This is a genomic window from Microcoleus sp. B13-B6 (assembly GCF_036705405.1).
Classification (GTDB): Bacteria; Cyanobacteriota; Cyanobacteriia; order Cyanobacteriales; family Microcoleaceae; genus Microcoleus.
The window spans coordinates 1-25,515 of the sequence record NZ_JAUBUJ010000106.1 but is presented as its reverse complement, the minus strand read 5'-3'; the positions used below and the strand labels follow the sequence as shown (position 1 = coordinate 25,515).

Annotated in this window: 15 protein-coding genes; 6 read left to right on the top strand and 9 right to left on the bottom strand. The window is 44.6% G+C overall.

All coding sequences use genetic code 11. The features are described from left to right. Positions 1 to 283 precede the first annotated feature (283 nt). From QUB35_RS32380 to QUB35_RS32360, 5 genes are all read right to left on the bottom strand, one after another. Positions 284 to 637 carry a slr1659 superfamily regulator gene (locus QUB35_RS32380; protein ID WP_333146062.1) on the bottom strand — a complete coding sequence of 118 codons (354 nt, stop codon included), beginning with the start codon at positions 635 to 637 and terminating at the stop codon, positions 284 to 286. A 66-nt stretch (positions 638 to 703) separates the two neighbouring features. Further along, complete coding sequence (locus QUB35_RS32375) at positions 704 to 1,312, bottom strand: DUF6272 family protein (RefSeq protein ID WP_333104315.1); 609 nt, start codon at positions 1,310 to 1,312, stop codon at positions 704 to 706. Positions 1,313 to 1,343: 31 nt separating this feature from the next. After that, positions 1,344 to 2,579 carry an adenylate/guanylate cyclase domain-containing protein gene (locus QUB35_RS32370; protein WP_333146060.1) on the bottom strand — a complete coding sequence of 412 codons (1,236 nt, stop codon included), beginning with the start codon at positions 2,577 to 2,579 and terminating at the stop codon, positions 1,344 to 1,346. Between the two features lie 360 nt (positions 2,580 to 2,939). Next, on the bottom strand, positions 2,940 to 3,974 hold the full coding sequence (locus QUB35_RS32365) for an RRXRR domain-containing protein (protein ID WP_333146058.1): 1,035 nt from the start codon (positions 3,972 to 3,974) through the stop codon (positions 2,940 to 2,942). Positions 3,975 to 4,174: 200 nt separating this feature from the next. Then, positions 4,175 to 6,334, bottom strand: coding sequence for a SpoIIE family protein phosphatase (locus QUB35_RS32360; RefSeq protein WP_333146056.1), 2,160 nt, complete (start codon positions 6,332 to 6,334; stop codon positions 4,175 to 4,177). Positions 6,335 to 6,510: 176 nt separating this feature from the next. Between QUB35_RS32360 and QUB35_RS32355 the strand changes: the two genes are divergently transcribed. Together QUB35_RS32355 and QUB35_RS32350 are read left to right on the top strand one after the other, a co-directional pair. Beyond that, complete coding sequence (locus QUB35_RS32355; RefSeq protein WP_333146054.1) at positions 6,511 to 6,870, top strand: VOC family protein; 360 nt, start codon at positions 6,511 to 6,513, stop codon at positions 6,868 to 6,870. 3 nt (positions 6,871 to 6,873) lie between these two features. Further along, complete coding sequence (locus QUB35_RS32350) at positions 6,874 to 8,154, top strand: recombinase family protein (protein ID WP_333146051.1); 1,281 nt, start codon at positions 6,874 to 6,876, stop codon at positions 8,152 to 8,154. A 159-nt stretch (positions 8,155 to 8,313) separates the two neighbouring features. Here the strand turns inward: QUB35_RS32350 and QUB35_RS32345 are convergent, their stop codons facing one another. The 3 genes from QUB35_RS32345 to QUB35_RS32335 all read right to left on the bottom strand — a co-directional run bounded on the left by QUB35_RS32345 (position 8,314) and on the right by QUB35_RS32335 (position 14,988). Next, the gene (locus tag QUB35_RS32345; RefSeq protein ID WP_333146069.1) at positions 8,314 to 9,453 is read right to left on the bottom strand and encodes an adenylate/guanylate cyclase domain-containing protein; all 1,140 of its coding nucleotides are present in this window, start codon (positions 9,451 to 9,453) and stop codon (positions 8,314 to 8,316) included. Between the two features lie 170 nt (positions 9,454 to 9,623). Beyond that, positions 9,624 to 13,328 carry a GAF domain-containing protein gene (locus tag QUB35_RS32340; RefSeq protein WP_333146049.1) on the bottom strand — a complete coding sequence of 1,235 codons (3,705 nt, stop codon included), beginning with the start codon at positions 13,326 to 13,328 and terminating at the stop codon, positions 9,624 to 9,626. 91 nt (positions 13,329 to 13,419) lie between these two features. Beyond that, entirely contained in the window at positions 13,420 to 14,988 is a 1,569-nt protein-coding gene (locus tag QUB35_RS32335; protein WP_333146047.1) for an ATP-binding protein, read from the bottom strand. A gap of 652 nt (positions 14,989 to 15,640) precedes the next feature. Here QUB35_RS32335 and QUB35_RS32330 point away from each other — a divergent pair. After that, positions 15,641 to 16,963, top strand: coding sequence for an AAA-like domain-containing protein (locus QUB35_RS32330; protein ID WP_333146045.1), 1,323 nt, complete (start codon positions 15,641 to 15,643; stop codon positions 16,961 to 16,963). Here the strand turns inward: QUB35_RS32330 and QUB35_RS32325 are convergent, their stop codons facing one another. Next, a complete protein-coding gene (locus QUB35_RS32325; protein ID WP_333146043.1) occupies positions 16,964 to 17,590 on the bottom strand; it encodes a Uma2 family endonuclease in 627 nt (208 codons plus the stop codon). 232 nt (positions 17,591 to 17,822) lie between these two features. On the opposite strand from QUB35_RS32325, the gene QUB35_RS32320 reads away from it, so the two are divergent. From QUB35_RS32320 to QUB35_RS32310, 3 genes are read left to right on the top strand one after another with little or no spacing between them, the layout of a single operon-like run. After that, entirely contained in the window at positions 17,823 to 21,404 is a 3,582-nt protein-coding gene (locus QUB35_RS32320) for an AAA-like domain-containing protein (protein ID WP_333146041.1), read from the top strand. 27 nt (positions 21,405 to 21,431) lie between these two features. Then, the gene (locus QUB35_RS32315; protein ID WP_333146039.1) at positions 21,432 to 25,178 is read left to right on the top strand and encodes a WD40 domain-containing protein; all 3,747 of its coding nucleotides are present in this window, start codon (positions 21,432 to 21,434) and stop codon (positions 25,176 to 25,178) included. A 35-nt stretch (positions 25,179 to 25,213) separates the two neighbouring features. Further along, positions 25,214 to 25,387 carry a hypothetical protein gene (locus QUB35_RS32310; protein WP_333146037.1) on the top strand — a complete coding sequence of 58 codons (174 nt, stop codon included), beginning with the start codon at positions 25,214 to 25,216 and terminating at the stop codon, positions 25,385 to 25,387. Positions 25,388 to 25,515: the final 128 nt, after the last annotated feature.

Below are 25,515 nucleotides of genomic sequence, written 5' to 3'. Positions count from 1 at the left end.
GCCTGTGTTAACTGTGTGTGGCACGGGCGTCCCGCCTGTGTTAACTGTGGCACGGGCGTCCCGCCTGTGTTAACTGTGGCACGGGCGTCCCGCCTGTGTTAACTGTGTGTGGCACGGGCGTCTCGCCTGTGTTAAATGTGGCACGGGCGTCCCGCCTGTGTTAACTGTGTGTGGCATAGGTGTCCCGCCTGTGTTAACTGTGTGTGGCACGGGCGTCCCGCCTGTGTTAACTGTGGCACGGGCGTCCCGCCTGTGTTAACTGTAGTTAAAATTTACACATATCCTACGCTAATTCGAGCTTCAAAGTTGGCAACAGCTTTTCTAAATTTCTGAGAGATTTCTGTTGCCAAGGAATATCATTTGAACCCAATACCAAAAGTTGAATCGTTTTCTTTTTTCGGACGCTAATGACAAATTTAGACAGCATACTGATACCAGAACTGTTAACAAATTCCAATTGTTTTAGGTTCAAGGTAATAGTAGGCGGTTCGCCATTGGCTACCTCATCTAACAACTCGGCTATTGGTGCATATTCGGGAGGGCCGCTCAGGCTGAGTTCCCCTTGGAAAGTGAGTGTGACTGATGCTGGTTCGTATTGAATGCTGTAATCTTCACCTTTAATTTCTTGAATGCCCATTGTGATTTGGTTTCCTGACTAAAATATTGCGATCGCACAAGAGAGTAAATATTGAAATGCTAGAAACTAGACCCTAATTTGAACCACAGTCGTAACACTGATGGTATCACTATCTGGCCTGGGCTCGAATTTCCAACCTATCTTAGCTGAATAGTCATTAATCATCGTCAGCAATCCCAATCCCGATGTATCACTTTCCGATTCCGCATTCTTTTCAAGCTGCTGCAAATAAAGTTCATTTGGATCGGAAGCCATAATTTCTTCAATAAACTCCTTCAACTTCTTCGCCCCTTCTGAAGTGACACTATTACTGGCAAAAATTACCGCCGTCACCTCTGTTTCACCAATAAAATGTATGCCAAATCTGACCTTGTAATGAGTATCATCGTTATTAAATTTTATCGCATTTTCTAACAGTTCGTTGGCTACGTAACTCACAGCTCCCTTGCTTTGTTTGATCCGTTTCTCGCTGCTAGCATCCTCCTCATCCACCGGTAGAAAGCTAGACAAATAATCTGCTACAAAATGAGCTGAAAGCCTGTTGTTGCGCCAGCGCTGTTTGATCGGGCGAGAACTGGGAGTAAATGTAAGTTCTAGGGAGTCGTGTTCAGGAGGAAATTCTTCAATGAATTCTCCAAAGATTTGTGTCATTGTTCTTAAGCTGCCAGATGTCATGATTTTTCTCGCTCCAATTGATGTATTAAGGTCACTTCTTGGTGAATTTCCACACGCCATTCCAGTTAGCAGGAATACTTTTTTGTAACAGCGATTGGATGCGTTTTAGGTAAAGTTGACTGGGCTTGTCATCTGGATTTAGGGCTACTATCTGTTCAAAACAAACTATGGCCTTAGCAAAATTTCCCTGACAATATTCTTGGAGTCCCTCCTCAAATATAGGCAAAGTTTGAATTTTGAGCGATCGCACTGGTTCTACTTCAACATCTAACACCTCACAAACTGTAATGGCTTCTTGTCTACCTTTGACAATAGCCCGATCCAAAAAACGGATATGATACTTTTCGGGTTGACTCAAACGTTGTACCACATCTCCAGAAATTAATAAAGATACGCCATAATACTTAGTCAAACCTTCCAGACGAGCGGTGAGATTGACATGATCTGAGAGCGCATCTGCTTGCATCCGATTCGCATCTCCAATAATCCCAACCATCGTATCACCCACATGGATACCAATGCCAATATTCAGCGGTATATCCCCATTTATTTTACGGCTTTGATTGTATTTTTGCAACTGCTCCAACTTCACAATTCCTGCCTGAATAGCATCATCAACGCCATCGGGAAAAACTGCCATGACTCCATCTCCAATATACTTGACAATAAAACCGTTGTGCTTACGAATTTCCGGACTAATTTGCTGTAAATAATTATTGATGAAGTCAAAGTTTTCTTGAGGAGTCATTTGCTCCGCCATCGTGGTGAACGAACGCATATCGGAAAACATAATTGCCATCTCTTTGCTCACGTGATCTCCAAGCTGGAAATCAACCATGCTTTGCTTGCCGAGAAATTGGAGAAATTCATCGGGAACGAAACGTCCGTAAGCCTGCAAAAGATTCTCTAATTCTTGTTCCCGCGCTTTCACCGTTTGCACCATATGGGAAAATACCTGTGCCAGTTCTCCCAGTGCATCACTGCGCGCTGCCACATCTGACAATATCTGGGGTTGAAAGCTATTGTTTTTTACAGCAATAGCTGCATCTATAACCTTTTTTACCTGCTCGATGTAAGTCTGCATCTCTCGGTTTTTATGATGGATCTGGTTTTCCAGATCCGTGGAGTGTTCCGTGATAATTTCTACTAAGGTTTCATAGCTATTTTTTTCATCCTCTACTTCCTCAAGTTTTTCGCTCAACTCCCGTAGCTGGGTATGGAGTTCTTCTGGACATTTAGATGATGCTAAATTTATTTGTGGTTTCATAATTTATACTTCCGAATCTGGAAGCGCAAAATTGTTTGACTCGCTCGCTGTAAAATATTAGAAGTTACAGGCGCGGAACTCGAAATCCGGTTTCTGCTTCGATGCTTGACCACTAAATCCAAGACCCCTCGTCCTAGGAACCGCGTTGACAACCGTCAATCGATTTTAGATTTTAGATTTTAGATTTTAGAGGCGACCCCACGGATAAATTCGGGGGGCAAGTTTCATGGGATACAGGTTTTTTATTTCTGGGTTCTGAGTCTGCGAAGGAATGAATCACGTGGCGGGTATCCTGGATGCTTTCGGTCACTCATCAGAAAAATGGGTAGAAACCCCGTCCTTCTAGGACGGCTTTACAATTTAATTTGCAATGCGCCACGAGTTGTAGGACAAAAACTTACAATCTGCGGGCGATGCGTTTTGAGTTAGACGCTTGCCTGTTTTTAAATCGTGCAAGCTAATTGTTTTCCGGTACGGGTCTTTCTTCGTTGGAGATTCTTGCCAACCGCCAACGTAACAAAATCCGTATTTAGGGTGCTTGACGACTGAACCGCGCTTAAACCCCACACTCAAAGTGCCGCCATAACGGGGGCGAATATGACCTGTGGAATGCTGCAAGCGATGGAGTTGTCTGCGATGAAACTCAAGAGAGATTACTTCTATTAGCTTGGTATTGTCGGGTTGAGTATGCCCGCCCACGTACCAATTAGCCAATACCCAAGAATCAACGCAGTGAGCCTCAAACTTGTTTGATAGCTTCTGTTTTGATTTTTTAAGTCCAAGTTCTTGACGCAGGTTGTAAGTATCATTGCCCGATTTAATCTCAAGATGGGCAATCTTTCTAAGCTCAGAGTAAAACCAGTGCTTGCCAACCTCTAAAGGACTAAACGATACGTTCCACTTACGTCCGTTTTTCCACGTTCGCGCTTTGATGTCCTCCACAACAAATGTTGATATCGGAAACATCAACGTTAGCCAGTTAACTATCCTTAACTTCCACTGCCATCTCGCCTTAGTAGATGGAGGGAGCCGATTTTTGTTAACCAACCTGTTAGCTCGGTTTTGACGGCACGGTGTGTTCCGAAACCGCCGAGCACGTCGCATATTTCGCCTTACTTCAACATGGTCTTTTACCCAATCAATTGCATGGGTCTGGATGTTTAAGTAGGTATGCGATTTGGATTTAATGGTAAATCCTTCGCGTTTGCTACCTGGATCGATGCCAACCGCTATGGGTTGATAGTTGTGGCTTGAAGGTTCTATATTCAATCGCACACAAAATACCCCCTTTTTCCAGAATGGTGTTGCCTTACCTGACTTAATCCAGCGCTTAGCGCGGCTTGAGGTAGTCGGCATTAACGGTCTATTTTCACTGTTTACAACGGGTACAAACATTTAGGGTAAGTCCTATCTATAGGTATATATTTCCCTTCGCCACTGGCACATCCGAGCGGTTAAAAACTAGGGAGGCATTCTTAACGTCCGGTGGGATACCACTCCCAGATGGCTCAGTTTGTCTTAAAGACGCAGGCTAGACACTGTTTTAGTCTTGAATTAAGAAGACGGTGAATCTTCCTCTTTCAAGCCCCATGCCTTTAGGCTGGGGTTAGTGACAAATTATGCACAATATTTCCCTGTTGCTTCAATACTAGCAAAGTAATGTCATCAAAAACTTTTTGTTCTCCAATAAAGTCTCGCAAATCAGCGATGGTGGCTTCCTTGATTTGTTCGGCGCTCAAATGCCAGTTTTGAGAAACCACCTCACAGAGTCTTTCAATACCGTAGAATTTTTTGTGCATATTTCTAGCTTCGGGGATGCCGTCAGTATAAAGCACCACCCCGTCCCCCGGCTCTAAGTCTACTAAAACATGGCTGATCCAATCGGAAATATCATCATGTAAGCCGAGGGGAAATCCTAAATTTATGGTGTCTATCCGCTGGATTTTACCGCCTTTCCTGACGACAAGAGTTTCCTCATGTTGACCGCTGATACTAATTGTGCGATCCGCATAGTTGAGCAAAGCTAGTGTCATATTTTTGTCGGAGTTCATGCGCTGGACATTTTTATAAATAGTGCGGTTGAGGGTATCTAAAAAACGCATCGGGTTGGATTCTTGCATTTCCTGAAGAGTGCGGACAGCAGCTTGAGTCATCACCATCAAAATGCCGCTTTCCAATCCGTGTCCGGTGACATCACCAATGCAAATCGTGACAACTCCGTTAGTACAAAGTACGTCGTAGTAATCACCACCTACTTCCGATGCTGGCTCCATAAATCCGGCAATATCTAAATCTTCAATGGCTGCAAGTTCAGCAGGTTTTGGCAGAATCAACTGCTGCATTTGTTTGAGCATATCGAGCTCGGAGCTCATGCGGAGGTTTTCCGCTTTCAGGCGCTGGTTGAGAGCAGCAATTTGTTTAGTGGCTGTAGCGAGTTCAGAGGTACGTTCTTTGACTTTATCTTCTAGGGTTTCAAAGGATTCTTGCTGTTGTCTCGCCATGCTATTAAAGGAATTTCTTAAGGTTTCAATTTCCAAAATCAGACTGGAATCAACGTTCTGGTTGAGAGTACCACCTGCTAGATATTCTGAAGCTTGAGCAATTTGGTTCAGGGGGCGAGTAATCCAGCTAGCAGTGAAAATACCCACTCCAACAGAGACAATGAGAGCCACAATACACAGCAAAATAGTCTGCCGAGTGTGAGCATAAATTTGCGGCATAAAGTCCGCTTCAGGAACTACTACTACACTCAGCCAATTGAGGCCGTACTTGTCAGTTAGCGGAGAAACTTGGATAAATTGCCGCGCACCGTTCAGCTTAAAGTCAAGTTGAACAGTTTGATGGATGTCTTCCAAACGCTTGAAGCGATCGAGCAGATAAATCACACTTTGACGCATCAGTCGGTTGCTGCTTTCCTGTGCTTTGAGCCGTTTTGTATCTTTGCCTGTTCCCACCGAAAGAGGCTGTTCTTTAACCGAACTGGCTATTAACTCACCCTGGGGTTCAATGATAAATACTTGACCGGAATTACCCACTCGTAAGGTTTGCAGGAAGTGGCGAATTTGATCGAGTCCCATCTGGCAAGTCAGCACGCCAATTAGTTTCCCTTCGGCATCGTAATAGGGTAGACTCGCATTAATTTGTAGCGTACCGTAGCCAAAATTAATATAAACTTTACTCCAAGCTGCCTGTTTCTTCTCAACAGCTACTCTGTAAAAAGGGCGCGTGCGAACGTCATAATTGGGCGTGTTTTTGTCGATTGTTGTCGGGTTTCCATTATCGTCAAGGTTGTAATATATCAAGTCGCCACCCCCCGGAATCAGTTGCTGGGCAAGCTGAGGTTGTTCAAGTCCAACCAGCCGATTTACCCAACCCACACGCAGGTACTGACCTTTTTCGTTGGCAATTCCCGCGTGACCGATCGACTTAAATTGCAGAACTTGTTTCCAAAAATATGGTCTAGCTTGCTCCAAATCGTCAAAGTTCAGCACCCCCAAAGGTACAGCATCCTGATTGATCTGATTCACCAGTGGCGGAGCTTCCAGATAGGTTTGAACACGTTCGTAAACTCTCGCACTCACTTCCTGGCGCAACTGACTAACAATATCGTTGACTATCTGCTCTCCGTTTCTGTAAGAGAGATAGCCAACGCAGCCAACAGCCGCCAAAATTTGGAGAACAAAGGGAACTACCAAGACATTGCGGAGACGGAATTTGCCCGCTCTGGAGACGATCGCACTTTTTTGAGAAACCATTGTTAAAAACACTCCCAGCGGGCAGTTTTTTGTTACAAGACTTGATAATGGATATATTAATAGCGACGGACAATGTTATCATATCAAAAACTCAACCAACCTCAAAAAAATCTGCGTTCATCAGCGCTCATCAGCCTGCATCAGCGGTTAAAATAAAACCATAAATCCCAACAAAAATGCAAATTACTCAATCCCTCCACAGCGCCATCCTCATCTCCAACCTGGAACAATCCCAACACTTTTACAGCACCGTACTAAACCTGCAAAAAATCGATCGAGACTTAAAATTTCCCGGAATCTGGTATCAAATCGGCGACTTCCAGCTCCACCTAATTTTAGGTGCAACAATTATCCCAGATGCCGTAGACCATGCCAAATGGGGACGCAACCGACATCTAGCATTTTCTGTTGCTAACTTAGAAGCAGCCAAACAGCAGTTAATCGATCACAATTGCCCGTTTCAAATGAGCGCGTCAGGTCGATCGGCATTATTTACCCAAGATCCAGACGGCAACATCATCGAACTCAGCGAGTAACAAATGAAAATCATCGCCTATTCTTACAGCGAACCGCTACTGGAAGCAGCACCCGCACCGGAAATTTGGGGCCAAGAAGTCGATCGCACCTATCAAGACTTAGGAGGGCGACAACAACTGCAACAACTCCTCAAAGACTGCGAAACAGAACCAGTCAAATACCTGTTAATTCAGCGCTTTGAAGAACTCGGCGACACATTGCAGCAAGTGTGTTCGCACCTCGCCCAACTCGAAAACCTCGGCGTCGAAATCATCGTACAAGCAGAAACAGAACCGCGAAACCGCCAAAACTTGCTGCAAATCCTCGCAGAAATCCAGCGCAGCCAACACAGCCGGAGTATTCGCAAAGGACACGCCCGCAACCGCATCAAATCCCGGATTCCACCGGGTAAGGCTCCTTACGGCTACCGGCGCGGCAAAGATTGTTATACGATCGATAAAAGCACCGCCCCCACCGTCAAAGACTTTTTTGAACACTTTTTAATTTACGGTTCCTTGCGAGGTTCCGTGCGGTATTTAGCCAAGAAATACAACAAAAAAATTTCTGTAAGTACCGGCCGCCGCTGGCTGACAAATCCCGCCTACCGAGGCGATTTGGAATATCAAAACGGTCAAGTAATTTCTAACACCCACGCCTCGATTATTTCCAGAGAAGAAGCCGCCCAAATAGACAGGTTACTGCGCCGCAACCGCTGCCTTTCTCCTCGCAGCGCTAGCGCCCCACGTTCCCTCGCAGGTTTAGCAATTTGTGCAGAATGCAAATCGCCCATGACAGTTGCCAAAGTCACCTCCTACCGCAAAGAAAAAGAATACCTTTATTTGCGACCGATTAACTGTGCACAACAGCCTAAATGTAGCGGCCTTTCCTACGATGAAGTATTGCAATTAACCATCGCCGGTATTTGTCGGGATTTACCCGATGCTGTTGCTGGGTTGCAAATGCCGAATATGAATGGAATTAAAGCAGGAATTGTCAGGGCGATCGCATCGAAACAAGAAATCATACAGCAACTTTCCGCCCTGATTGACAGCGGCATTTTAGACACGGAAACAGCCGAGTTTAGAGCCTACAAAATCCGCACCGAAATTGCCGAACTGCAAAGCAAATTGGCGCAACTACCCCCAGTAAATTTGCGAGAAATTGCCCAAACAGTTTCCCTGCAGCAATTTTGGCTCGATTTATCAGAATCAGAACGCAGGTTTTACTTTCGAGAATTTATCGATCGCATTGAAATCGTCCGGGAAAATACAAATTGGAATCTGCAAATTATTTTCATCTTTTGATGAGTTCGGCTATAAATTAGCAATTAGCTTTAACCTGAGATGTTGCACCCTTCTCAAGAACGGGCTCTCCGGCCCGTTCCACAAAGAGTAGATTTTCTTGTGGAACAGGCATCTTGCCTGTTCCTAAAAGGCTAATTAAGAATGGTGCAAGATGTGAGTTTAACTAACTTTTTTAGCTTTTAGCCAATAGGCGATCATCTCTCCTTTACCTTTAACCGCGAGCGCACCTCTTTCCTCAAATAAATACCGATCTTTTAACAGTTCGTAAATAGCCGTAGTAACTTGAATATATCCCGGTAATCCTTGACATTCCATCCGAGAAGCAACATTAACAGTATCTCCCCACAAGTCATAGATAAATTTTTTAGTGCCAATTACGCCAGCAACTACGGGCCCTGTATGAATGCCAATCCGAATTTGAAATGGTTCGCCTCTGTCAGTTTGAAAATCAGCGATCGCTTCCTGCATATCCAAGGCCATATTTGCGATCGCTTCTACATGATCTGCCCTCGGCACAGGCAACCCCCCTGCTACCATATAAGCATCTCCAATTGTTTTAATTTTTTCCAAACCGTGTTTTTCTGTTAGTTGGTCAAACCTTGAAAAAATCTGGTTCAGGACATTTACCAATTCTAGAGGTAACATTCTAGCAGCAATAGACGTAAAATCGACAATATCGGCAAAAAGAACTGTTGCTGAATCAAACCTCTGGGCAGGAGAACCCTCGCCCTTTTTCAAATTTTCAACAATCGCTGCTGGTAAAATATTCAGCAATAAATGATCCGACTTGGTTTGAGCAAGCCGTAAAGCTACCTCCACTCCCTGCCGCTCTTTAATTTCGTTTTGCAAACGTTCGACAAGTTCTTGGTATTGCTTCGTTTGCTCTTGAAGTAACTGTTGTTGACTTTGAATTGTTAACTGATTTGCCACTCGTGCCAATACTTCTTTACCTTGAAAAGGTTTAGTAATATAGTCAACTGCTCCCACCTCAAAAGCTTTCACCTTATCTAAAACGTCATCTAAGGCGCTTAAGAAAATCACGGGAATCGAACTGGTTTGTGGTGAAGCTTTCAACTTTGCACATACCTCATATCCATTCATTTCTGGCATCATCACGTCCAGCAAAATTAGAGTCGGCGGAAACTCTTGCACTGTAGCGATCGCCCTTTGCCCGTTCAGCGCTTTACGAACCTGATACCCTTGTGTCGTCAAAATTGTTGATAAAAGCCGCACGTTATCTGGCTTATCATCAACTACTAAAATGTTGGCTTGAATTGTAGGATATTGATGGCTGTCCATGCACTCGCTCACGGTAGTTTGTTAAGAGAAAAGATATTAACAATTAAGAATTTTACATCAAAAAAAACGCCAGAGTATAAATTCCAATTGGCTCTCCTAAAAAGTGATGGAAAGGAGACGCTATTGGGGCTGAAGGTTAGGTCTTTTTAAAATAAATTAGCCTCCTAAGTTTAGATTAGTTGAAAACTGGTATCTTCACAGCGTTGAACTGCTGACTGCGCTATATCTATAATATCGTCAAAGAGGAAATCTTCCACTAAAGTAGTTAAATATTCTGCGGATAAAGCAAAGTCGCTAGGGATTTCCTCAATCAACTTGACAATTTTATCGTCGCAACATTCATGAGCAGCATGAGATATCTTTTCTACCCACTCCAGAGGCATTTGAGCGAGTTGTGACTCTACAGATTGATTGCTAGTCACTCCGCTAATTTCGCTTTCATTTTCTAGTGGGGCATCAACAGATTCCTCGTAAATGTAACGCACTCCTAAAAGTTCTTCCATTTTCGCAAATAATATCTTTGCCTCGAATGGTTTACGCATGAAATCATCGCAGCCTGCTCCTAAAATAGTTTGGCGTTCCTCTTCAAAAGCGCTAGCAGTAAGAGCAACTATTACAGTTTGTTTTCCGAGAGGATGAGCTTTAATTTTTCTGGTGGCTTCATAGCCATCCATGACAGGCATCTGCATATCCATCCAGATCAGGTGCGGTTGCCAATCCTCCCATACAGCAATAGCTTCTTCACCATCTCTAGCCGATCGCACGATGAGGCCTAGTGGTGACAATAATCTCTCTATGACTAGGCAGTTATCGGCGCGATCGTCAACAACCAAGATCCGGTATTCTGGTTGATTCGGTGCTAAACTAATTACTTTTTTCTGCGGTTTAAGGATTTTAATCTCGCTGGGAGTGGCAAGGCTGATTTGAATATCAAATGCAAACTTACTTCCCAAATCAGGTGTACTGCTGACAGTAATATCTCCTCCCATCATTTGTACAAATTTGCGGCTAATTGGTAAACCTAACCCAGTCCCCTGTTGAGATTTTTGACCTGTTTTTGTTTGCTCAAAGGGTTCAAATAACTTATTCATCTCTTCTGCGGCAATGCCAAGGCCAGTATCTTCTATTTCAAAGTGAAGGCGTAACAATTCCGGGCGAAGGTCATTCGCGTCTACACAATCACAGTCCCTTAACCTTTCGGGCTGATTAAAACCAGTGCACCATCCGGGTTTTTTTTGTATAGCTGTGGTTTCAACCGCTAAGCTTTCGGAATGTTCAGAAGCCGCGCCGACAAGTTTTGTTTGTGTGTCCCCAAACTCTGCGGTTTCAGCTCTCAAACTTTCTTCTACCTGATTTTTTACTCGCAAAGTAACACTACCCATCTCTGTAAACTTGATCGCATTTCCTACAAGATTAATCAAAATTTGCCGCAATTTACCTTCATCTCCAGTAACAAAGTGTGGTACGCCGTCACCCACTTCCAAATTTAGCTGCAATTTTTTAGATTTAGCTTTTAATCGAAACATTTCTTCTAAGGTTTTTAGCAAGCGCATTAAATTAAAACTGCTTTCATTAAGCTGACTTCTTCCCGCTTCAATTTTGGACATTTCCAAAATGTCATTAATTAGGGCCAGCAAGTGTTCACCCGCGCGATTAATAATTTCTAGGTGCTGTTGGTGTTGATTGTTGAGAGATGAATCGCGCACCATCACCTGACTAAATCCGAGAATGGCATTTAGGGGAGTCCGCAATTCGTGGCTCATAGAAGAAAGGAATTCGCTCTTGGCACGGTTAGCTGTATCAGCAGCTACGACAGCTTTTTGTAATGCTGTTTCTGCTAATTTACGTTCGGCAAGTTCTGTTTTGGCTTGTTCAAAAAGGGTGCATTGCTGAATGGCAATTGCTAGCTGCACGGAAATTTGCTTGAGAGATTCTATCTCAGAAGAACTCCAATGCCTGTGACTGCGGCAGTGATGAGCAATGAGTAGCCCCCATAGTTTTTCACCTTGCAAAAGGGGAACCACGAGGTTAGCTTTAACTTCCAACTCGCTCAGTAAATTAATATGGCACTCTGAAATACCTGCGGTATAAATATTGTCGATCGCGCGAATGTGTCCCTGCGCGTAAGCAGAAATGTAGCCTTCTCGAAAGCAAGGGTCATTAATGTCAATTCCCAAAATCGGCATTGTATCGGCTGCTACCGACTCGACGGCTACCAATCCACTCCAATCAGGGTTAAAGCGGTAAATAATAGTCCTGTCTGTTGACAAAAACTGGCGGACTTCTTCCACAGCCATTGTCAGCACTTCTTCTAGGTTAAGAGAGGAACGAATTCGCTCTTGAATAGCATTCACGAGCCGCTCCCTTTTTACTTGTTGCTGCAAGGCTCTTTCCGCCCGTTTGCGAGGAGTAATATCTACTCCATAACCAACGCACTCCACAGGTATGCCAGCAGCATCTTTGACTAACTTAACCTCATCGTATATCCAGCGATAACTACCGTCTTTGTGCCGTTCGCGGTATTCGTAGGAAATCGATTCTTTTTCCAATATCTGAGCGTATGAAGTAGCCACAATCTCTCGATCTTCTGGATGAACTAGGCTATGCCAATTAAGGGAACCATCAACCAATTCTCGCGCTTCGTAACCAATCATTGAAACAACATTATCGCTGACAAATGTTACATCAAAATTTTCCCCTAATTTGCAGCTAAAAATCACCGCCGGAGTAGTCGCCAGTAAATATTGCAAGCGTTCGGTGACAGAGCGCAATTTTAACTCGGCTTGCTTGCGATCGCGGGCTTCCATTGCTAAAGCTGCGATCTGCGCCACATAGCTAGCGAAGCTTTGCTCGTCGAGCGTCCAATTCCTGGTCGTTCCCTGATGTTCTAAACAAATTACACCCGCAATTTGTCCTTGATGGGTAATAGGAACATCTAGCATCGACGAAATGTTTAAAGGCGTCAAATAAGATTCGCTAAATTCTCGGGTGCGCGGATCTGTTTTGGCATCCACCGCTGCGATCGCCTGTTCTGTCTTCAAAGCTTGGAAATAGCTAGGGTAGTCAGCAACTTTCAGTTCTGCACCGGCGCTGTGTTGATTGGGCATCAGTTCGTAAAGATCCGCACAGCACATTGCGGATTTATCTTCCTTATAAAACCAAATACTTGCCCGATCGACATTCAGGGTACAAGTTGCCATTTGCGTAATCTCTCTCAATGCCTCGGCGATATTTCCCTCGTAGATACTAGAATTTTTTGCTAATTCTAGCAAGCCATTTTGTTGTTCTGTTAATCTAGTTTCTCGTTCTCGCAAAGCGGATTCAGCGGATATTTTTTCTTTAATTTCTGCTTCTAAATAACCGTTGATTTTTCTCAACTGTACGGTGCGTTCTTGGACTTTAATTTCTAAGTCATCATAAGCGTGGCGCAACGCTAATTCTGCCTCTTCACGCACAGCGATCTCACTCTGCAACTTGCAATTTATCGCCTCTAATTCTTGGGGGGTTTTTAAAGACAAAAACTGGGGCAATAGTGTTACCATCGAGCCGGCTGTGAAGCAGGAAACAAGTGCAGTAATTCCTTTTTCAATCCCCGACAGCCAATAAGCGGAATGCCACAACGTCCAAATGTCTAGCAAGTGACCCGTGCCGCAGAGAATAATAAATGCACCAAATAAAGCAAATATTCCTAAAAAAGGAACATCCCGCCGCTTGAAGATAAAATAAATTAGCATCGCCGGAATTGAATAGTAGGCGATCGCGATTAAAAAGTCCCCTGTTACGTGCAGCCACACTAAAGGCGTTTGCCAAAGATAGCAATGACCGTGAGGCATATACTGAGTTGGGGAAAAGATATTTTTGAGTGCTTCCCACATAATACTTTTTATTGGCCGATAATAGGGATATGATGATGCCTAAGTTAGGCAAAAAAATAAAATAAACCGAAAACTTTAGCTTGATTCAGCATTATTTATTAACGCCTAAACCCCGCTTGTTCATAACAGCTTGCTTGGGCAGTAGGTGGCGATCGCCAAATTGCGATCGCAACGGAATTTCAATAATAAACTCCGTACCTCTCCCCACCTCGGAAGTGCAGCGCAAATAACCTTCATGGGCTTGAATAATCTGATAAGAAATTGCCAAACCCAGCCCGGTACCAGCACCGATAGGTTTCGTTGTATAGAAGGGATCGTAAATTTTAGCGATCGCATCATAATCTATGCCAGTGCCATTATCAGCAATGTGAATCTGCACCCACTTGCCATCAACTAAAAGGGTGCGGATGCGAATTTTTAGCAGTGGGCAATAGGTGTTTTGTAAGTTGTCAGAGAAATTATTTTCCCAATAACCATTGGTCGAATATCCCTGCTCTACAATCTGTTCTAAAGCATCAATAGCATTAGAACAAATATTCATAAATACTTGGTTAAGCTGCCCTGCGTAGCATTGCAATTGTGGCAAATTCCCATACTCTTTAATCACTTGGATATGCGGACGGTTTGGTTGTTCTTTCAAGCGGTGCTGCAAAATCATTAAAGTGCTATCGAGGCCTTCATGGATATTTACCTTTTTCATGTCGGCTTCGTCTAACCGCGAGAAAGTCCGTAAAGATTTAACAATCTCCCTAATTCGCTCTGCTCCTATTTTGATCGAACCAAAAAGTTTTTGCAAGTCTTCTAAAATAAAATCGAGTTCGATAGTGTGAATCTTGTCTGCAATTTCCGGCGCAGGAGTGGGGTAATAAACTTGATAAGCCTTAATCAAGGCCAAAATATCTTTAATGTATTCCTCAGCCGGAATCAGATTGCCATAAATGAAGTTGACAGGGTTATTTATTTCGTGAGCAACCCCAGCTACCATTTGCCCCAAAGACGACATTTTTTCAGTTTGCACGAGTTGAGCTTGAGCGCCTTTAAGTTGTTGCAGAGCGTTTTCTAAATGCTGAGTTTGTTCTAGCAGTTTAGCTTCAGAGTGCCGCAATGAATTTTCCGCCAAAGAGCGATCGCGATTTTCCTGTTGCAAACGTTCATTAGCAACTTCTAAAGCGATCGTCCTCTCAATAACCCGTTTTTCCAATTCTAACATTAATTCCGAGAGGGCTTCTTGAGCTTGTTTGCGATCGCCAATCTCATTTTGTAAAGCCCTATTTGCCGCCGTCAATTGAGCGGGACTGGGAATAGCCAAGATTTTTGGGATTAGTTCTACCAGCACTGCTGCTGTACATAGCGAAATCAGCGCAGTAATCCCTTTAAGAAAACCAGAGAACCAATAATTAGGATGCCACAGCGTCCATATTTCCATAATATGGGTAATCCCGCAGCAGATAATAAAAGAGCCAAACAGCATGAAAACCCAGTCAAAAGGCACGTCTTGCCGCTTTTTTACAATATAAATCAGCGTGATCGGTATCAAAAAATAAGCGACTGCTATCAAACCATCGGACAAAACGTGTAGCCCCACCAATCCAGGCTTCCACAAGTAGCAATGGCCGTGAGGAATAAAATAATTAGGAAAAATTTTATGAACCATTTGCATTAAATCAACTAGGTTATTTGCTAAATTTTTAAGACCGTATTACAGGCAAATCAAAAAACCTGCTAGCACAAAAATAAGAATTATGCTTTTGGACTTAACGCTTGTGATGAGTAAATGCAGCGATCGGAAACTAAGGTTAATTAACTTTACATCAATCGACTCAGCTTTAGCAAAGTCAACTGTCACATTTTTAATTCTGCCTTCACTACCAACTGTGACACCGGCATGACATTTTGGCCAACGATCAAGAAAAACTGAGCACAGATTCCTTTCCAGTAGGAGCGCCAGCGCCCATTGAAATTGGGTTATAGCACTCAGTTACCAGTCAGGCAACGGGGCAATCACCAGATTTAACCGATGTCACGGATTTAACTTAACGAAGAGAACCATTCTCAAAAACCTGTAGAGGTGGGTTCACTCTTGTACCCTTGAAGAGTGCAGACAGGTTAAATACACCCGCCCCCACCGCGCGAGGGAATTCTTGATTATTGATAGTGATACTCTTCGGGGGATAATTAACCGATGTGACCAATTACCCCCTGAGAAATGTCGCGACAGGAGCGTGTGGCAATCCAATAGGCGATCGCTCTCAGCTTTACAGTCAATTATAAGTGATAATATCAACGATACACTGACGGGATAATTGCAAATTATGACGATAGATGAGGTACTACAGCTAACTCGTGTCCGATTACAAAAAGATTTATATCCAGTACAAGAAATCATACTCCGCCAAGTTTGGGAAGGAAAGACTTATACAAGTATCGCATCTGCCTCTCATTACGGAGAGCATTACCTGAGAAACATCGCCTCATCCTTGTGGCAATCTCTCTCTCAAATCTTGCAGACATCTATTAGTAAATCAAATTTTCGCTCTTGTGTAGAATCACGTTCCCTGACTGCAGAGGAACGAGAATTAATTGAAGCATTCACCCGCAGCCAATGCCTAGCAACACCTTTAGAATTTCCCGGATCTCCCGTGCCCCTCGGTTCGCCATTTTATATCCCTCACCCGCTAATTGAAGAACTCGCCTATCGAGAGATTACTAAACCCGGAAGTGTGCTGCGGATTAAAGCTCCCAGGAAGATGGGAAAAAGTTCCCTTCTGCTACGCATTTTAGATCGCGCGACTTCTCTTGACTATCGAACTGTAAGTTTAGATTTTCAGCAAGCCGAGGAAGCTGTCTTAGCCAATATCGATAAATTTTTACGCTGGTTTTGTGCCAACATCAGCCGTCACCTAGAATTACCACCTCTATTAGATGATTATTGGGATGAAGACATGGGTAGCAAAGTAAGCTGCACCATTTATTTGCAACAATATATATTAGCACAAATAAGTACCCCTCTTGTGTTAGCTTTAAATGAAGTAAATAGAATTTTTGAGTATCCAAAAATTGCCAGAGAATTTTTGCCGCTGCTGCGAAGCTGGCATGAAGAAGCAAAGCGGATTGAAACTTTGGGAAAACTGCGGTTAATCGTTCTTCACTCCACAGAAATTTATATTCCTTTAAAGCTCACTGAATCGCCTTTTAATGTCGGTTTACCGCTGCAATTGCCCTATTTTACAGAAGAGCAGATACTTGCTTTAGCGCAGCGTCACGGACTGGATTGGACAGAGGGTTCCGATGCCGAGCGACTGATGGCAATGGTGGGGGGACATCCTTATCTGGTGCGGCTCGCTCTTTACCACCTCTGTCAAAACAGTGTAAGGCTAGATCAGCTACTACAAGAAGCTCCGACAATCGCGGGAATTTATAAAGATTACTTGCGGAGTTTTTGGGCAACATTGCAAGAGTATCCCGAACTTGCGCTTGCACTTAAACAAGTGGTAAAATCGGAACACGGAGTGGAATTAGATCCGATAGTAGCTTCTAAATTATTTAGTATGGGCCTGATTCATATCGATAACAACCGCTGTACGCTAAGCTGCGAGTTGTACCGCCTATATTTTGGTTCGCACAACTTTAGTTAGTTATTGCCCCACCTGAAAAATCTGTTTTGCCGTTAAGTTTAAATCTGGGAATGCAAGCGATCGCACCACATCATCACCTCTAAACTGATTAACTACATACTCACCATCAACTAACTGATGAACGGAAATAGTTGCTTGCTTGGGGTTGCCAATATATCTTCTTCCCCCCAACCCCAAATAATCGACAATCCAGTATTCAGGAATTGCCAATTTTTCATATTCTGCTAACTTTATCAAGTAGTCATCTTGCCAATTGCTACTCACTATTTCGATGACTAAACGGATAGTTTCACCTCTGGTAATAGTCGAGCGCTTTTTCCACATCTGTTCCGTTTCGATTTGTTGCCAATCTAACACCATCACATCTGGGCTGTAGCCAGACTTATCAGAATCAATAGCCTTAATAATTCCTTGGCGGGGAATGAAATAGGGCAAAGCCAAACGTTCAATCTGAACGCCCACTTTGAGGGCGAGGAAGCCCCCTACTTGTTCGTGAGTTCCAGTTGCTTGCATTTCGATAACGGCTCCATCATGTAGTTCAAAGCGACCTTGACCCTCTGGATACCAGTCCAGAAACTCGTCTAGGGTCATTTGTTTAGACTGGGCAGGTTGTTCTTGAATGAGCATATTGATTCTCCTTGTTTGCTGTTAATTTCAATGTTAATATAAATTGACAACATTAGGCTATATTGTATGATAATTTCTAGTTGTTATTTTGTCAATTTATTATAAAAACAACTACTTGGAAAACATGAATTTTACCGATGGATTATAATTCAGTAGAGATGATGACAAAAATAACGCTCAGGCTGCCTCTTTTTATACTCAACTTTCACCTTTAAACCAACTCATAAACGGCATGACCAAGGTTACATACCAAATTGGGGGCAGTCTCGCCAGTGATGCGCCTACATACGTAGTAAGACAAGCAGATTCCGAACTTTATGAAGCTTTAAAATCTGGGGAATTTTGTTACATCCTCAACTCGCGACAAATGGGCAAATCTTCTCTCTTAGTCCGCACCCTGCACCGACTGCAAGCAGAAGGTTTTCAATGCAGCACGATCGACATGACCCGCATCGGTAGCGAAAATATCACTCCCTTACAATGGTACAAAGGAATAGTTGCGGATTTATGGCGCAGCTTCAATTTGTTAGGAAAAGTTAATTTAAAAACTTGGTGGCGCGACGAAGAAGAGGTCTCATTTTCGCAAAGATTGAGTCATTTTATTGAAGATATCGTGCTGGTCAATTTTCCTCACGAGCGGATATTTATATTCATCGATGAAATCGATAGCATTCTCAGTTTGGATTTCGATGTCGATGATTTTTTTGCCCTGATTCGGTTTTGCTATAATCAGCGAGCGATTAATGCAGAGTATAACCGCATTACTTTTGCAATTTTTGGAGTAGCCACGCCAAGCGATTTAATTGCTGACAAAAAGCGAACTCCTTTTAATATCGGTCATGCTATAGATTTGCAGGGTTTTGAACTGCACGAAGCCCAACTATTAGTTAAGGGATTAGAGAGTGCCGTCAGTAATCCTCGTGCCGTTCTTAAACAAATATTAGCTTGGACTTCAGGACAGCCATTTCTCACCCATAAAGTTTGCTATTTGGCGTACAGAGCCAGCCTAGAAACGGCGGACGGATTAGTAAATATTCCCCCTGGGGCAGAGGCATTTTGGGTGGATAGTTTGGTGCGATCGCAAATCATCGATAAATGGGAATCGCAAGACGAACCGGAGCATTTAAAAACGATAGGCGATCGCATCCTGAGAAACGAACAACGCGCCGGAAGATTGCTCAGCATTTACCAGCAAATTCTGACCCCCCCGCCTTCGGCTCCCCCCCTTACTAAGGGGGGGCTAGGGGGGGTATTAACCGATGACAGCCGAGAACAAATCGAACTATTACTATCCGGTTTAGTGGTAAAAAGTGCAGGCTATTTGCAGGTAAAAAACCGAATTTATCAAGAAGTATTTAATATAGAATGGGTTGAGAAAAAATTAGGGCAACTGCGTCCTTACTCCCAATCTTTCGATGCTTGGAACGCTGCCAAACAAACAGATGATTCGCGCCTTTTGAGGGGACAAGCCTTAAAAGATGCTCAAATCTGGATGCAGGGAAAAAGTTTGAGCGATTTAGACTATCAGTTTTTAGCAGCTAGCGCCGAACTCGACAAGCAAGAAATGCAACTAACCTTAGAAGCAGAAAGGTTAAAAGAAGTCGAAAAAAATGCCAGACGGCAAAAGTGGTTTATTGCTGCACTCTCTTTAGCATTAGCGATCGCCCTCTTTCTCGGAACAGCAGCTTTTTGGCAATATCGCCACGCAACCATAAGTGAGGTAGAAGCGATCGCCACCTCCTCCGAAGCCCTCTTCACCTTAGAGCAAAAATTAGACAGCCTCATTGCCGCCATCAAAGCCAAGCGTAAACTGCAACAACTCGGCAGCGCAAATCCCGAACTAGAAAATCGCGTGCAATTATTACTAGAGCAGGCAGTTTATGGAGCTTCGGAGTTCAACCGCTTGTCAGGACATCAGGCGACACTGTATAGATTAGCAATCAGTCCCGACGCTCAGACAATTGCCTCCTCAAGTACAGCTAACGAGGTCAAACTCTGGCAGCGAGATGGCACCCTGATTGCGACTCTTCCCCACAAGAGTATGGTATGGAGGATGGCTTTTAGCCTCGACAGCAAACTCCTCGCTTGCATCTGTGGAGATGGCACAGTTAAAGTTTGGCAGCAAGAGGGAACGTCTTGGGCGGGCCCCACACTCCTGCACAGCCTTGAGGGACACAGTAACGAGTTAAGCGGTGTGGCGTTCAGCCCAGATAGCGAGACTTTAGCTGCATCCGGTGAGAATAACACCGTTAAACTCTGGGACAAAAACGGCAATTTATTAACCATTCTCGATCGCACCGATGCGGTGAGGAGCCTGAGCTTTAGCCCCGACGGGGAAATGCTCGTTAGCGCAAGTGCGGAGGGCACGATCCGATTGTGGAAAAAAAACGGCTTATTCTGGGACGCAGTAACTGTACTGCGAACGTTTCAAGGCCATAGCGCTGCCATTTGGGAGGTCAAGTTTAGTCCTGACGGCGAGATATTTGCCTCCGCCAGCATGGATAAAACTGTTAAACTTTGGCGATCCCATGCCCCGTCAGACGAAGAGTTACAGCCCCTAGGAACCCTTAAGGGTCACGCATCTGGCGTTCAGGGTCTAGATTTCAGTCCCGACGGTCAGATTATCGCCTCAGCCAGCGACGATCGAACAATCAAATTTTGGAGTAAAGACGGCAAAGAGCTGAGAACTTTTGCAGGGCATCGCGGTGCCGTGTGGGATATTCATGTCAGTCCTGACGGCAAATCAATTGCTTCGCTGGGTGTAGGAAATGCTGTCAAACTTTGGCAGCCGAAAAACATTTTTTTCTTGCCCCTGCCAGGTCACGACGCTGCTGTTTATAAAGCTGCTTTCGCTCCTGACGGTAAAATCGTCGCCACTGCCAGTACAGACGGCACGGTGAAACTTTGGCGTCTCGATGGGGCAGGCACGGGGGCACTGCCCCTACGGACGCTTAAGGAGGGTACAGGAGGGCTTTGGGATGTGGCATTCAGTCCTGATGGTCAAGTCATTGCAGTGGGGGCAGAAAAAACAGTTAAACTCTGGCACAAGGATGGCAGATTCCTCAGAGAAATCAACGCCCACAACGGAATCGTTTACGGAATTACTTGGAGTCCTGACGGTAAAATTATTGCCAGCGCAAGTATGGACGGCACGGTAAAACTCTGGCAGCCAGACGGTGTGTTACTGCGAACTCTGAAGCTAGATGGCAGCGCCTTCTGGAGTGTGGCCTTTAGCCCTGATGGAAAAGCTTTAGCCGCCGTCGGTAGCAGCGGTACTATTTCTATCTGGAAGACCGATGGCACTTTGTTGCAGGCGATTGATGCCCATCAGGCTGTGACTACGGGGGTCAGTTTCAGTCCCGATGGCAAGACTCTAGCTTCAGCCTGTACAGATGGCACTGCCAAACTCTGGAAATTAGATCCCTCAGATACCTCAGTTCCTCAGAAAGCAGTGCTCCTGCGAACGCTCAAAGGCCACACAGAGGGAGTGGTGGGAGTTTCCTTTAGCCCGGATGGTGAAATCGTCGCTACGGCAAGTCTGGATAACACGGTGAAACTCTGGAACAAAAATGGCATCTTGCTGACGACACTCACGGGGCATACAGGTGTGGTGACAGGAGTTTCCTTTAGTCCCGACGGCACTTTCCTTGTCTCGGCAAGCCATGACCAAACGGCGATTTTGTGGGATGTGAAGCGCATTCTCAATACAGACCCGCTGGTGTTTGGTTGCGACTGGGTGCGAGATTACCTGCGAACAAATGCCGATGTGAAGGAGGAGGATAGGCATCTGTGCGATGCCGTGGGCGATCGTTAAAATCTCAAAAACCCTGAACTCACAAACATGAATAATTACCAATACCAAATCGGCGGCAGCCTTGCCAATAATGCGCCTACCTACGTAGTAAGACAAGCAGATTCCGAACTCTATGAAGCCTTAAAAGCCGGCGAATTTTGTTATGTACTCAATTCGCGGCAAATGGGAAAATCTTCTCTATTAGTCCGCACCTTACACCGATTGCAAGCTGAGGGATTTCTATGCAGCACGATCGACATGACCCGCATCGGCAGTGAAAATATCACTCCTTTACAGTGGTATAAAGGGATGATTGGTGAACTGTGGCGCGGCTTCAATCTTTTAGGGCAAGTTAACCTAAAAACCTGGTGGCGTGATGAAGAAGATTTATCATTCCTGCAAAGATTGAGTCATTTTATTGAAGATATTTTGTTATCCAAGTTTCCTGACAAAAAAATTATTATATTTATTGATGAAATTGACAGTGTTCTCAGTCTAGAGTTCCCTGTCGATGATTTTTTTGCCCTAATTCGCTTTTGCTATAATCAACGCTCAATTAATCCAGCATATAATCGTATTAGTTTTGCAATATTTGGAGTAGCAACACCTAGCGATTTAATTGTTGATAAAAAACGAACTCCTTTTAATATTGGGCGAGCCATAAATTTACGAGGTTTTGAACTAGAAGAAGCCCAGCCATTAGCGGCGGGATTAGCAAGTGTAGTCAATAATTATCAAGCTATTATCCAACAGATTTTGGCTTGGACTTCTGGGCAGCCATTTCTTACGCAAAAACTGTGCTATTTAGCCTACATAGCAACTCAAACTACACCGCAAAAAGTAGTAACAATTCCCGCCGGAACAGAAGAGTTTTGGGTAGCTCGTTTAGTGCGAGAAAATATCATTAATAACTGGGAATCTCAGGATGAGCCGGAACATTTAAAAACCATAAAGGAGCGGATTATTCGCAACGAACAACGCGCGGGCAGATTACTCGGCATCTACCAGCAAATTTTACAATCTAACCCCCCTTTAGCCAGCGGATCTGTTTCATTGTGGGGCTTTGAAGAGGACTATAGGGGCAGCACTCCCGTGCCTGACCCAAATCTTTATAGGGCAACTACAGGAGAATTGCCCCTACAAGGAAATGAAAGATTTCTACCTTTGAGCCAAATAGCCGGAGGGGTATCAACTGATGACTCACCAGAACAAATTGAACTATTATTATCGGGATTAGTGGTCAAAAATAATGGTTATTTACAGGTGAGAAACAGGATTTATGCTGAAGTTTTTAACCTCGAATGGGTAGAGAAGCAATTAGGGCAACTGCGCCCCTACTCGCAAACCTTCGATGCTTGGGTTGCTTCACAACAAACAGATTTTTCCCGACTTTTGCGGGGACAAGCCTTAAAAGATGGTCAAATCTGGGCGCAGGAAAAAAGCTTGAGTAACCTTGACTATCAGTTCTTAGCTGCTAGTGCCGAACTAGATAGGCGAGAAGTTCAACAAGCTTTAGAAGCAGAACGCACCAAAGAAGTGGAAGCGCGGCTGGCCGAGGAACAAATGCGATTAATTCAAGAAAAAAAAGCAGCGAAACGACAGAGGCGCTTACTATTTTCTGTTAGTATTGCACTGCTGCTTGCCGGTGCTTTAGGAGTAACAAGTTATTTTCAGTATCGCCGAGCCGTCATTAGTGAGCGCGAAGCTCGGATGAGTGAAATTGAAGCGCTGGTTTCTTCCTCGGAGGGACTGTTTGCCTCTAATCGCCGATTGGATGCACTAATAGAAGCAATTAAAGCTAAGCGCCGACTACAAAACTTAGGCAATAAAGATAAAAATATTGAACATCGAGTGATCGATGTATTGCGTCAAGCGGTTTATGAAGGGGTTGAATACAACCGTTTATCGGGACATAAAGCGGCTGCTATTGGAATTGATATTAGTCGGGACAGTAAGTTTATTGCTTCAACAAGTGTGGATAAAACTATTAAACTGTGGCGGCGGGACGGAACGGAAATAGCAACACTCAAAGGTCATCAGGCGATCGTTCGGTCTGTCAAATTTAGCCCGGACGGTCAGTTTATTGCTTCTGGAAGTGATGATGGAACTGTAAAACTTTGGAAACTCGATAGGGCAGGCACGGGGGCACTGCCCCTACGAACTTTTCAGGGTCATACTGCTGGTATCTGGACAGTGGCGTTTAGTCCCGACGGTCAAACAATTGCCTCTGCCAGCATGGACAAAACGGTGAAACTCTGGAACAAAGACGGGGCAGGCACGGGGGCACTGCCCCTACGAACTCTCCAGGGTCATACTGCTGGGGTAACCTCAGTGGCTTTCAGTCCAGACGGTCAGACTATTGTTACGGCAAGTGGAGACAAAACGCTGAAACTCTGGAACAAAGACGGGGCAGGCACGGGGGCACTGCCCCTACGAACTTTCCGGGGTCATACTTCTGTGGTATCTGCAGCGGCGTTTAGTCCAGACGGTCAGATTGTGGCTTCAGCAAGTGGAGACAAAACGGTGAAACTCTGGACAGTTAATGGGCCAGGCACGGGGGCGCTGCCCCTACGAACGCTTGAAGGTCATTCTGCTGTAGTATCGGGAGTTGTTTTCAGTCCAGATGGTCAGACTCTTGCTTCTGCAAGTCGCGATCAAACTGTAAAACTCTGGAATGTTGACGGAACAGAATGGACGACATTGAGAGGTCACACTGCTGGGATTTGGGGGATAGCTTGGAGCCCAGACGGCAGTTTTATTGCTTCGGCGGGTGCAGAAAATACGGTGCGGCTGTGGCGTCAAAATCCATTGCGGACGATGATTACTGCACATAAAGCCGGGATTTGGGCGATCGCACTGAGTTCGGATAGTTCTACAATTGCTACAGGCAGCGAGGATGGCACGACTAAGCTTTGGAGTCGGCAAGGTAAATTGTTGAGGACTTTCACTGTAGAAAACGCTGCGATTTATGCTGTTGCCATGAGTGGCGATGGCAAGTTAATTGCTTCTGGCAGAAATGATAATAAGGTGAATATCTGGACTCGAAACGGAAAAGCGATCGCAACTTTGGTAGGTCATAATACTACGGTTTTTGCATTGGCTTTCAGTCCTGACGGTCAAATTCTTGCTTCTGGAAGTCAAGATAATACTATCAAGCTTTGGCGGCCCGACGGTACTTTATTGCATACTATTATGACAGGACATCATGCTCCTATTTGGCAGGTGGTATTTAGCCCTGACGGTCAGCTAATTGCCTCGGCAGGAGGGGATGGTACTGTGAAGTTGTGGAAGCTGGATGGGGCAGGCACGGGGGCACTGCCCCTACGAACTTTTCAAGGTCATACTGCTGCTGTGTGGAGGGTGGCGTTTAGCCCTGACGGTAAATTTCTGGCTTCTGGCAGCGGGGACAATACGATTAAGCTTTGGACTGTGGATGGTAAGTTACTGAGAACTCTCGAAGGTCATCTGGCCGCGGTATGGGGGGTGGCGTTTAGCCCGGATGGTAATATTATTGCTTCTGGTAGTGTAGACAATACGCTGAAGTTTTGGAAGCTTGACGGTACGGAATTAACGACGATCCGAGGTAACTCTGCGGCGATTCGGGGGGTAGCGTATAGTGGGGATGGATCGTTTGTGGCTTCTGTCGGTGAGGATAATACGCTGATTTTGTGGAATGTGGAGCGAGTTTTGAAAGTGGATTTGTTGGCTGATGGTTGCGATCGCGTGCGCGATTATTTGCGAACAAATGCCGATGTGAAGGAGGAGGATAGACATTTGTGCGATCGCCTTCAGTAAATTAGAATGAAGACCACCTAAAGCAGGTAATACTAATGTTCACAAGCGAGCTCAACGCGCTACTTGACCAACAAGGGATCCAACGCCAAGATCCTGAATGCCACTACATTACCGATCGCGTTAACTGGGAGCAATATGAAGCCTTGCTCACTACAAATGGCGATACTTCGGCATATCGAGTCACGTATTTAGGATCGCGAATTAAATAACTTACAATTTTAATTGTTATGGTGGGATGGGCGTCCCGCCCGTCCAAAAAGGGCGGGCGGGACGCCCAACCCCTACTCCCCACTTTCAAGAGTGTAAGTTATTTAATTCTCATTCCTTCGTGATCTCA

Bases quoted from the DNA above. Each gene is read 5' to 3' on its own strand.
- QUB35_RS32380 (WP_333146062.1), bottom strand. From the start codon at position 637: ATGGGCATTCAAGAAATTAAAGGTGAAGATTACAGCATTCAATACGAA.
- QUB35_RS32375 (WP_333104315.1), bottom strand. From the start codon at position 1,312: ATGACATCTGGCAGCTTAAGAACAATGACACAAATCTTTGGAGAATTC.
- QUB35_RS32370 (WP_333146060.1), bottom strand. From the start codon at position 2,579: ATGAAACCACAAATAAATTTAGCATCATCTAAATGTCCAGAAGAACTC.
- QUB35_RS32365 (WP_333146058.1), bottom strand. From the start codon at position 3,974: ATGTTTGTACCCGTTGTAAACAGTGAAAATAGACCGTTAATGCCGACT.
- QUB35_RS32360 (WP_333146056.1), bottom strand. From the start codon at position 6,334: ATGGTTTCTCAAAAAAGTGCGATCGTCTCCAGAGCGGGCAAATTCCGT.
- QUB35_RS32355 (WP_333146054.1), top strand. From the start codon at position 6,511: ATGCAAATTACTCAATCCCTCCACAGCGCCATCCTCATCTCCAACCTG.
- QUB35_RS32350 (WP_333146051.1), top strand. From the start codon at position 6,874: ATGAAAATCATCGCCTATTCTTACAGCGAACCGCTACTGGAAGCAGCA.
- QUB35_RS32345 (WP_333146069.1), bottom strand. From the start codon at position 9,453: ATGGACAGCCATCAATATCCTACAATTCAAGCCAACATTTTAGTAGTT.
- QUB35_RS32340 (WP_333146049.1), bottom strand. From the start codon at position 13,328: ATGTGGGAAGCACTCAAAAATATCTTTTCCCCAACTCAGTATATGCCT.
- QUB35_RS32335 (WP_333146047.1), bottom strand. From the start codon at position 14,988: ATGCAAATGGTTCATAAAATTTTTCCTAATTATTTTATTCCTCACGGC.
- QUB35_RS32330 (WP_333146045.1), top strand. From the start codon at position 15,641: ATGACGATAGATGAGGTACTACAGCTAACTCGTGTCCGATTACAAAAA.
- QUB35_RS32325 (WP_333146043.1), bottom strand. From the start codon at position 17,590: ATGCTCATTCAAGAACAACCTGCCCAGTCTAAACAAATGACCCTAGAC.
- QUB35_RS32320 (WP_333146041.1), top strand. From the start codon at position 17,823: ATGACCAAGGTTACATACCAAATTGGGGGCAGTCTCGCCAGTGATGCG.
- QUB35_RS32315 (WP_333146039.1), top strand. From the start codon at position 21,432: ATGAATAATTACCAATACCAAATCGGCGGCAGCCTTGCCAATAATGCG.
- QUB35_RS32310 (WP_333146037.1), top strand. From the start codon at position 25,214: ATGTTCACAAGCGAGCTCAACGCGCTACTTGACCAACAAGGGATCCAA.